General features: G+C 46.2%; 5 protein-coding genes. All 5 read left to right on the forward strand.

The window, feature by feature from the left end; all coding sequences use genetic code 11:
* From PL85_RS12360 to PL85_RS12380, 5 genes are read left to right on the forward strand one after another with little or no spacing between them, the layout of a single operon-like run.
* Complete coding sequence (locus PL85_RS12360; RefSeq protein WP_174223856.1) at positions 1 to 1,563, forward strand: sigma-54 interaction domain-containing protein; 1,563 nt, start codon at positions 1 to 3, stop codon at positions 1,561 to 1,563.
* The gene (gene vasI, locus PL85_RS12365) at positions 1,560 to 2,219 is read left to right on the forward strand and encodes a type VI secretion system-associated protein VasI (RefSeq protein ID WP_115339993.1); all 660 of its coding nucleotides are present in this window, start codon (positions 1,560 to 1,562) and stop codon (positions 2,217 to 2,219) included. Before PL85_RS12360 ends, vasI begins: the two co-directional genes overlap by 4 nt.
* A 9-nt stretch (positions 2,220 to 2,228) precedes the next feature.
* Positions 2,229 to 3,626, forward strand: coding sequence for a type VI secretion system protein TssA (tssA, locus tag PL85_RS12370; RefSeq protein ID WP_115339994.1), 1,398 nt, complete (start codon positions 2,229 to 2,231; stop codon positions 3,624 to 3,626).
* A gap of 17 nt (positions 3,627 to 3,643) precedes the next feature.
* The gene (gene tssM / locus PL85_RS12375; protein ID WP_115339995.1) at positions 3,644 to 7,189 is read left to right on the forward strand and encodes a type VI secretion system membrane subunit TssM; all 3,546 of its coding nucleotides are present in this window, start codon (positions 3,644 to 3,646) and stop codon (positions 7,187 to 7,189) included.
* Between the two features lie 57 nt (positions 7,190 to 7,246).
* Positions 7,247 to 8,542 carry a type VI secretion system ImpA family N-terminal domain-containing protein gene (locus tag PL85_RS12380; protein ID WP_115339996.1) on the forward strand — a complete coding sequence of 432 codons (1,296 nt, stop codon included), beginning with the start codon at positions 7,247 to 7,249 and terminating at the stop codon, positions 8,540 to 8,542.
* Positions 8,543 to 8,804 lie beyond the last annotated feature (262 nt).

Genomic DNA, 8,804 nt, shown 5'->3' on the forward strand with positions numbered 1-8,804 from the left:
ATGAGTCACTGGTTAGCTTACGCAACCGAGCTTGTTGTCGCGAGAAAGCCTAGCCAATTGGCCGCATTGTTTGTAGAAACGCTGCGCCGAGAGCTAAGGCTCGATACTTGCTTGTTACTGGTTCCCAGTTCAGACGGCCGTACCTTAGTGCCACAGGATAACCCGCTGAATTTAAGCTGGTCGGTCACCGATTTTGATTGTCCGTTTGCCCATGTATTGCAATCAGCCAAATCGATGCACTTAACCGCTGATGAATTGGTTTTTTGGCAATCTAATCGCCTGTTTAGTCAACTCACTAGCCGGGTCGGCATGTTAGATAGCGTGGTTGTACACCCGTTACCAAATGGGGATACACAAGTTCAGTCTATTTTGCTGTTGATTGGTGAAACCCATACCTTGGAAGGCCTATTTGAGCAGCCAGATTTTATCAAGTATGTGGATGTTTTTTGCCATCAGTGGTCGTTGCTTAATGAGATGCAACGGGAAGAACAAAATCGACAAAACTTATCGGAATCCTTGTCTGACGTTCAGCGAGACAACGCTCGTCGCTCATTAATTGCGAGCCTCTCTGAAACCTTAATCGGTAACAGTTTGGCGATGAAAAAATTAAGAGAGCAGATCATCAACGCCGCGCCATCACAGCTTTCAGTGATGGTGCAAGGTGAAACAGGGACAGGTAAAGAGTTGGTCGCGCAAGCGGTGCACCAACTCTCGCCCCGTAAACAAGCGCCATTTGTTGCTATTAACTGCGCGGCTATCCCTGAAAACTTATTGGAAAGTGAACTGTTCGGCTACTGCAAAGGGGCATTTTCCGGCGCGGATAGCGATAAACAAGGGTTGATTGCGCAAGCCGATGGCGGAACCCTGTTTTTGGATGAAATCGGTGATATGCCCTTGAGCCTGCAAGCCAAATTACTGCGGGTGTTGGAATCTCGATCTTTTCGGCCGATTGGCGGTAAAAACGAACAATCTTCTGATTTTCGTTTGGTTTCAGCAACGCATGTCAATCTCCTCGAACAAGTGCGTAATAAATCGTTTCGTCAGGATCTTTATTACCGCTTATTTCAGTACCCGATCACTTTGCCACGCCTTGCGGCAAGGATGGATGATATTGAACGGCTTAGCCAACATTTTGTACGCAGCTTTAATCAGCAGCATGCAACCAACATTCGGGGTGTGCACTATAAAGCGATCGATTGCCTAAAACGTTATGACTTTCCCGGTAACGTGCGTGAACTCAAGCACCTTATTGAATTTGGTTGTGCGCAAACACTGGATGGCACACAGGTGGAGGAGTCCTGCTTTACACAACGTTTAGCATACACTAAAGCCGATCAGCAGCCAGAGACTGAACGACATGGGCATAAGGTCGCTAAAGCTGAGTCAGGTGTCAGCCGAGTGGTGGATGATTTAAAACAAGCGGTGAATGAATTTGAGTCTCGTATTATCCGTGAGCGCCTCCAATATTTTGCTGGTGACAGGGCCAAAGCGGCCCAAAGCCTCGGTATTCCCAAGCGGACCTTGGCCTATAAATGCCAAAAATTGGAGATTAAAACACCATGAATAAACGGTTGTTTAGGCTCACAGTTTGCCTCTCTATGACGTTGTATTTCCCCATGGCAAATGCGGAAAATGACGCTATAGCACAAGCAGAGCAATGCACTACGATCACATCTCGGTTAGAGCGATTGAGCTGTTTTGACCACCTGTTTAAAACGCCTTCTGACGTGGTGATGCCCCAAGCGGCAACGCCCAATGCGCCGCTATCTTGGCAACGCGCCTTTGATAGCATCAGCCAGTATCAAGACGGGGAAGCAAGTCACTTAACCGTTGAGGGCGACGATGATAAAGGGAATGCGTGGATTACTTTGGTTGCGTTAAAGCAAAATACAAAGTTTGACGATAACGCTAAACCTGTGCTGCTGATGAGCTGTATCGACAATTTGAGTCGAGTGGAATTGGCGTTTCCTAGCGCGATTGATGACCCTCGCATCCAAGTTTCGATTGCTAATATGCAGGCACAATCTTGGCGTAGTGACGATTTAGGTTTGCTCTTTTCCTCAGGCAGAGGCATGCCAGCGATTGAGATGATGAAAGCGATGGCGCGAGAAAATCGCCTTGTGCTGCGTTCAAACTCTCCTTTTGTTGATGGGTTGCAGTTTGATGCGAGCGAGCTTTCGCAATCATTAACGGCACTAAAAACACGCTGTGGTTGGTAAGGAGTTCCAATGGAGTTAACCGATTATCGCCGCTGTATTACTCAGCCTATTCAAGCCGATAACCCTGTGGGTGAGCGGCTGATTGATGATCCACTGTTTGATTTTGTTGAAGATCAAATGATGAAAGTGGGGTCACTCTCCCACGCTAGCGTGCAATGGGATGAAGTCGAACACAGTACGCTCAAACTGCTCAGCGAAAAAAGTAAAGATCTCAAATTATTGATCTACTTGTTGCAGTGTTTGCATAACCAAGTCACACCGCTACGTTTCACTACGTCGCTGCAGCTGCTGAGCGATTTCATGTCCCTTTACTGGGAAGATTGCTTCCCTGCGCCAGGCAAAAGAGGCAGTTTGCCACGTCGCAAATTCTTCAGCCAGATTGTGCAGCGGTTAGCCTTAGTCCTCGACAAGTTAGATTTCGCACAATTTGATGGACCAGATCGTGATGAGTTAAACACCGCGATCGACGCGCTACAGCAAGCGACTACTCAAGCCGGACTGATGTCTGAAAGCGTTGAAAGTCTAGTGGCTAAAGTTCAAGCCCAACTGCGCCGTGCAACAGAACGTGAGCAAGCCACTCAACATGTGCAAGAGACTCCGGCGGTTGAACGTAAAACCACCACCCAGAGCGCCATCTCAGTCGACAGTTCAAGTGACAAAGCCACTAAGCAGACCTTACTAAAGGTAGCTGAGTTTTTGTCTGAACAAGAGTTCGGCATTGCCTTGGCAATACGAGTCAGGCGTTTTGCCGTGTGGTCAAGTATTACCTCATTACCTGAGCATGACGTCAGCGGTGAAACACTGTTACGGGCGATGGCGCAAGAACGAATCAAAGAGTATCACGACCAAATGCGTAGCCCAGATTTAGCCTTATGGCGCAAGGTAGAGCAGAGTTTGACCATGGCACCTTACTGGTTTGAAGGTCAAATGATGAGCTATCAAATCGCGCAAAGTTTAAGCCAAAAGGCGTGGAGTGAAGCCATTTTGAGTGAAAGCCAGCAGTTTGTGGCACGTCTACCTGCGCTGCTCGAGTTGAAATTCAAAGGAGGCGAGCCTTTTGTCAATGCGAGTGTAAAAGAGTGGCTACTCAGCCAGCAGCAAAGTAGCGCCCAAGGCCAAGTAGCAGGTGATTGGCAAGACAAACGCAAAGAGGCGTTTAGCTTAGCGAAAGAGGGAGGCATTGCGGTGGCGCTCTCTATGCTCAACGATGGTCTGGTCAGCGCCAGTGAGCCAAGGGATAAATTCTATTGGCGGTTATTATCGGCTGATTTGTTAAATAGCAATAATTTAGATGCGATGGCGAAAGAACAGTACCAAACGTTACATGCTCAGGTTAGCACCATGAGCGTTACCGATTGGGAACCCTCATTAGTTGAGCAATTAGAACAATACACAACGTCAGAGTAAACGAAGGACACAAACCCATGTGGAAATTTATTGTTGGGATCGCAAGAAAGTTAACACCGGGCATTGCCGCGGCGATGCCTATTTTGCTATTTAGCACATTCATTCTATTGAATGTTGCGATTTGGTGGGCAGGCCCTTGGCTAGAGATCGCGGGTAATAAGCCACTTGAATCGATAACCGCTCGCGCAGTGGCAAGTAGCTTGTTCACTTTAGGTGCATTGGCCGCTTGGGGTGTTTGGCAGTGGCGAAAATTGCAAGGTTTTAAAGCCGAGCAAAAGCGTGAAGATCAGCTTCGCCAAGATCCAATTAAAGCCTATGAAGAGCGCCAAGAGGTTGAGCTGAACCAAGTGATGGTCAGCATGAAAGAGAACCTCAATAAACGTAATTATCTTTATGCGTTGCCATGGTATTTAGTGCTCGGTTTGGAAAATGCCGGTAAAACCAGCCTCATCAACCGCTCTGGGCAAAACTTTGTTTTTTCTTCGGTAATGCGAGCCTCGGGTCAAAAAAGTGAAAACCCGTATTCGTTTGATTGGTGGATTGGCGATGAATCGGTATTGATCGATCCAGATGGAGAGCTACTGACACAAGGTAACCACAGCAATGATAACGATGGTGCGATGGAGCGCCGTTTGTGGCTTCATTTTGTTAATTGGTTGGAGAGAACGCGTAGCCGTCGTCCACTCAACGGGATCGTTTTAGCGTTAGACGTTTCTCACTTAGCAACCGCAACTGCAACCGAGCGTAAAGCTTACGCCAATTTATTGCGTGCTCGTTTACGTGAATTGATGGAGACGTTATCCACGCGTCTACCTGTCTATATTGCATTGACGAAATTGGATTTATTACACGGTTTTGAACCTTTCTTTAAACATTACTCGCGCAGTCAGCGTGAAGATGTGCTGGGCTTTACCTTTTCGCTCGACTCTATTGATGACTTGGATAACTGGCTCAACGAGTTTTCAAAAGACTACAGTCAGTTTGTTGAGCGCATTAATGATGTACTGCCGCACGCCGTTTCTGTGCCGATGGATTTGGAAGAGCGCAATGCTATTTATAGCTTCACGCGTCAAATTTCTGGTTTAAAAGAGATCTTATTACAATTTTTCAACGATGCATTGGCCAGTGATCAGTTCTCTACGTCGGCTTTGGTGCGTGGTGCGTATTTCACTTCTGTGTATCAACAGGGCGTACCCACAAACGCATTTGATGATGCCGCTTCACGTCGTTACGGGCTAGATCATGCGATCAACAAAGCGCAGCAAGCCAAAAACTCAACGGTTTATTTCACACAAAAACTGTTTAATAACATCATCTATCCTGAAGCTGGGCTTGCCTCAGATAATTTTCGTGTTGCGAAGCAAAAACGGCGCTTGATTGGTTTGTCAGTAGTGGCCGGCTCTATTGCAACTGTGTTATTAGTTGGCACTTGGCATCGTTATTACCTTAGTAACGTGAAGCACTCTGATGCTGTGTTAGCGAAAGTAAACGAGTACAAAAACGAGTTCCCCTCTAATCTTTATTTAGCCTCTCAGCAAGATGTTCTCGTGCCGCTCAATAAAATTCGAGAGGCGACATTGGAGTTTGGCTTCTTCCGTGATAAACCACAGTACATTTCCGATTTTGGTTTGTACCAAGGCCACACGATTGGTCCAATGGTTGAAGCGACCTATTTGAATCTATTGGAAAACCGCTTTTTACCTCTGCTAATGGCTGATGTCGTTGTGCAGCTTAACCAAGCCAAAACAGATGAAGAGAAACTGGCCGTGCTGCGTGTTTATCGCATGATGGTAGATAAAAGCGGCCGCTATAAGGATTATGTACTCGATTATTTCTCCAAATACTGGCAGCAAGAGTTCGCTGGGCAACGCGTGATCCAAGAAGAACTACTGGGGCATTTAGACTACGCCATGTTACACACGGATTTAGCGGGTGATCGCGCTCGCGGTGATCGCAATGCAGAGTCGGTGATGAAGCCTTATGATCAGGTGGTGGCGAAAGTGCAGTCTGATCTTGGTTCTATGCCTAACGATCAACGTGTTTACCGTAATTTGAAGTTGAATGCACAAACGGTTCTTGGCCCCTCGATCAATTTACGCAACTTGATTGGCCCCGTCTTTGATGTGGTTTTTGAAGAGCGAGTGGTCAACAGCAGCTCGCTGTATATTCCGCAAATGCTCACCAAAAAAGGGTTTGAAGATTACTTCATGCCGCAATCAGAATCCGTTTCTGAGCTGGCCTTGATCGACAGTTGGGTACTAGGGCAATCCAAATCGGCTCAATTTAGCGAAGCGGATAAGCATGACCTTCGTAACAAAATCCGCAGCTTGTATGTGGCGGACTACACCAATACCTGGCGTGCGGCTCTTAATGAAATCAGCGTTAAGTATTTTAGCGACATCAATGACGCGGTGTCAGTATTAGAAAACTTTACTGGCAACATTGAACCGATGCAGCGTTTGCTTCGCACTTTAGAAAGCAATACTCAAATGTATGCCAGTGTGCCTAAAGATGAAGCCGCGCAAAAAGAGCTGTTAAAAAATCCAAAATACAAAGTTGCTTCGCAGATTGATGCGCCCTTTGCTGAACTAAACGCTATGCTCAAGCCAGTCGGTGATAAGCCAGCGTACATCAATGAAGTATTAGTGGCGGTGGAAGAGTTACAAAATTACCTCAAATCTATTCAAGAAGCGCCAGATGTTGGTATGGCTGCGCTGGATGCCACCAAAGCACGCGTAAAATTAGTGAACGCTGATCCAATTTACACGGTGAAACGTATTGCATCAGGTTTGCCTAAACCGCTCGATACAATGGTGTCTAAACTGGCGGATGAGAGTTGGTATGTTGTCAAACAAGAAGCGATTAAGCACCTTGAAGTTCGTTGGCATGATGATGTTTACAAAACCTTTGAAGAGAAATTGGCTGGGCGCTATCCATTTAATGAGTCTTCCAACAAAGACAGTTCTCTTTCTGATTTTGAAGCATTTTTTGCGCCCAACGGCACATTAGACAACTTCTACAACAACCAGCTAAGAATGTTTGTGGAAGAAAATATTGCGGTCAATGATGACGATAACGCGCAGTCGATTATTCGCAAAGACGTTCTAGAACAGCTCAAGCAGGCGAAGAAAATTCAGCAAGCTTTCTTTAACCGCAAAGGGGTCTTAGACGTTAGTTTCTCAGTTGAACCGCTACGCTTGAGCAACAACAAACGCCGCAGTGTGCTGAATGTTGACGGTCAATATCTCGCTTATAGTCACGGTCCAAGAGACAGTGTCGAGTTGATTTGGCCAAATACGCTGCGTGATTCTGCGATCTCTAAAGTAACGTTAGTGCCGACTAAAAATAATATGTCGCCACGAAGTATTAATATCCAAGGTCCGTGGGCATTTTTCCGCTTGCTTGAACAAGGTGATGTGGTGGGTGCTAGTTCCACGTCGGTTGACTTTAAGTTTGCAGTTGACGGTGGTGAGATGATTTATCGACTCAATTCAGAGGCAGATATTAACCCATTCACCGAGCGGTTATTTAAGTCATTCAAACTCTCGAAAACCCTTTACTAAAATAATAGTGAGGAGCGATTGGTCATCGCTCCTCAACTCACTTAGGACGCTGTAGTCATGTCCAATATTGTATTTATCGACCACGCTCGTTTTCATTTGATAGATGATGCTGCCGCTGTTCGTCACATTGATGCCTACCAAAAGGTGAGAGATGAGATCAATCGTCGTAACAACCCATTATCAGGTGGTCCAGACTGGGCTGTGGTGAAAGTTGCTTGTGAAACATTAGCAAAAGGCCCGGGGATTGACCTTTTGCTGTGCGGTTATTACACCGTAGCCTGTTTAAAAATGCAGGGCTTAGCGGGATACGCCAATGGTGTTGAACTGCTGTGCTGCTGCTTAAGTAATTTGCCAAAACCGGACGTAAAATCGGCGAAAATGCGCAAGGAAGTGCTCGATTGGGTTAATGCTCGTGTAGTGCGGGAGTTAAAAGATCTGCGTCCGAATCATGAAGCACTGCGTGATTTATACCGTTGTGAGCGCTTTTGTGAGCGTATGCATGCCATTTTAGAGCTGCAACAGCCGGACTATTTGGTTGATTTCGAAGGAGTAGGTTTTGCTATTTTTGAACATATTGATCGTTTAGAAACGCAATATCATTCGCTGCTAAAGCGCCATACCCAAACGGAACAGGTTGAGCAGGTGCGTAATCAAAAGCGCTCACGTGTTACGCATGTGGCCGCTTTTATATCCGGTGTTCTTGGTGTTGTGATGGTGTATGGGGCCGTCACTTATTTGCCGTTTTTCAACTCAATATCTTATGCAACCAACCTAAGGTTACCTGCTTTACATACGCCAGAGCAGGTCAATGCGTTTCAACAGGCTAACTCGCCAGCCAAGCTTGAACAGTTGTCAAATGAGATTGTGCCATTGTACCGAGAGGCGATTGAGCAAAAAATGGCGCGCTCTTTTGAATCGGCTCGTGTTGAAGCCCAGCAAGTGTTGGATGCGTTATTGCAACTTTATCCCCAAACCGAATCGGTGCTGGAGGTTGATCAAGCGTTTGCCGATGCTAAGCGTGAAGCTCTGCAACAAACTGAGCGCTTTATGGAGCGTTTTAGTGAAACGCGAACCAAGATGGCTAACATCGCGCTGCTCGCGCAAAAAGGAAAATTAACCGAACTGCAAAGACAAACCAAATCGTTGGAGGAGTTCGCTATTAGTTTGTCTCCTATTTACGGGAGAGCTGCATATGTCGAAGAGTTGCTCAAAAAAGGTGATGTTGTACAGGCTGAACAGGAGTTTATGATTCTGAAGCAGCGGCTTAATAATTTGAGCTGGAAAATGGCCGAGCTCGACAAGCAGTTTGAGCATTTGAGTGTGACACATAATCAGGAAGCTCAGGCTCAATAAGCTGAGCAACAATTGGTTATTGAAGGGCAACTTTTTGCTCATATCAGGCAGTTTGTTGCCTTTGTCAATCGAGCTGTTTATAAGCTAATGAATATCAAAGAAAAATATCTGGCACTGCACTTGCTGTACTAGTGTCATTTTGCGATAAAAGAGTGGAAGGGAAAAAGATGGCAAGGTTAAGTTTTAGGCTCACCGTGGAGGGTTTGGCAGACGACACGTTAGTGGTGCGTGAATACCAAGGTGTGGAATCGCTGTCTGATAG

It is taken from the genome of Vibrio anguillarum (assembly GCF_001989995.2).
Classification (GTDB): domain Bacteria; phylum Pseudomonadota; class Gammaproteobacteria; order Enterobacterales; family Vibrionaceae; genus Vibrio; species Vibrio anguillarum.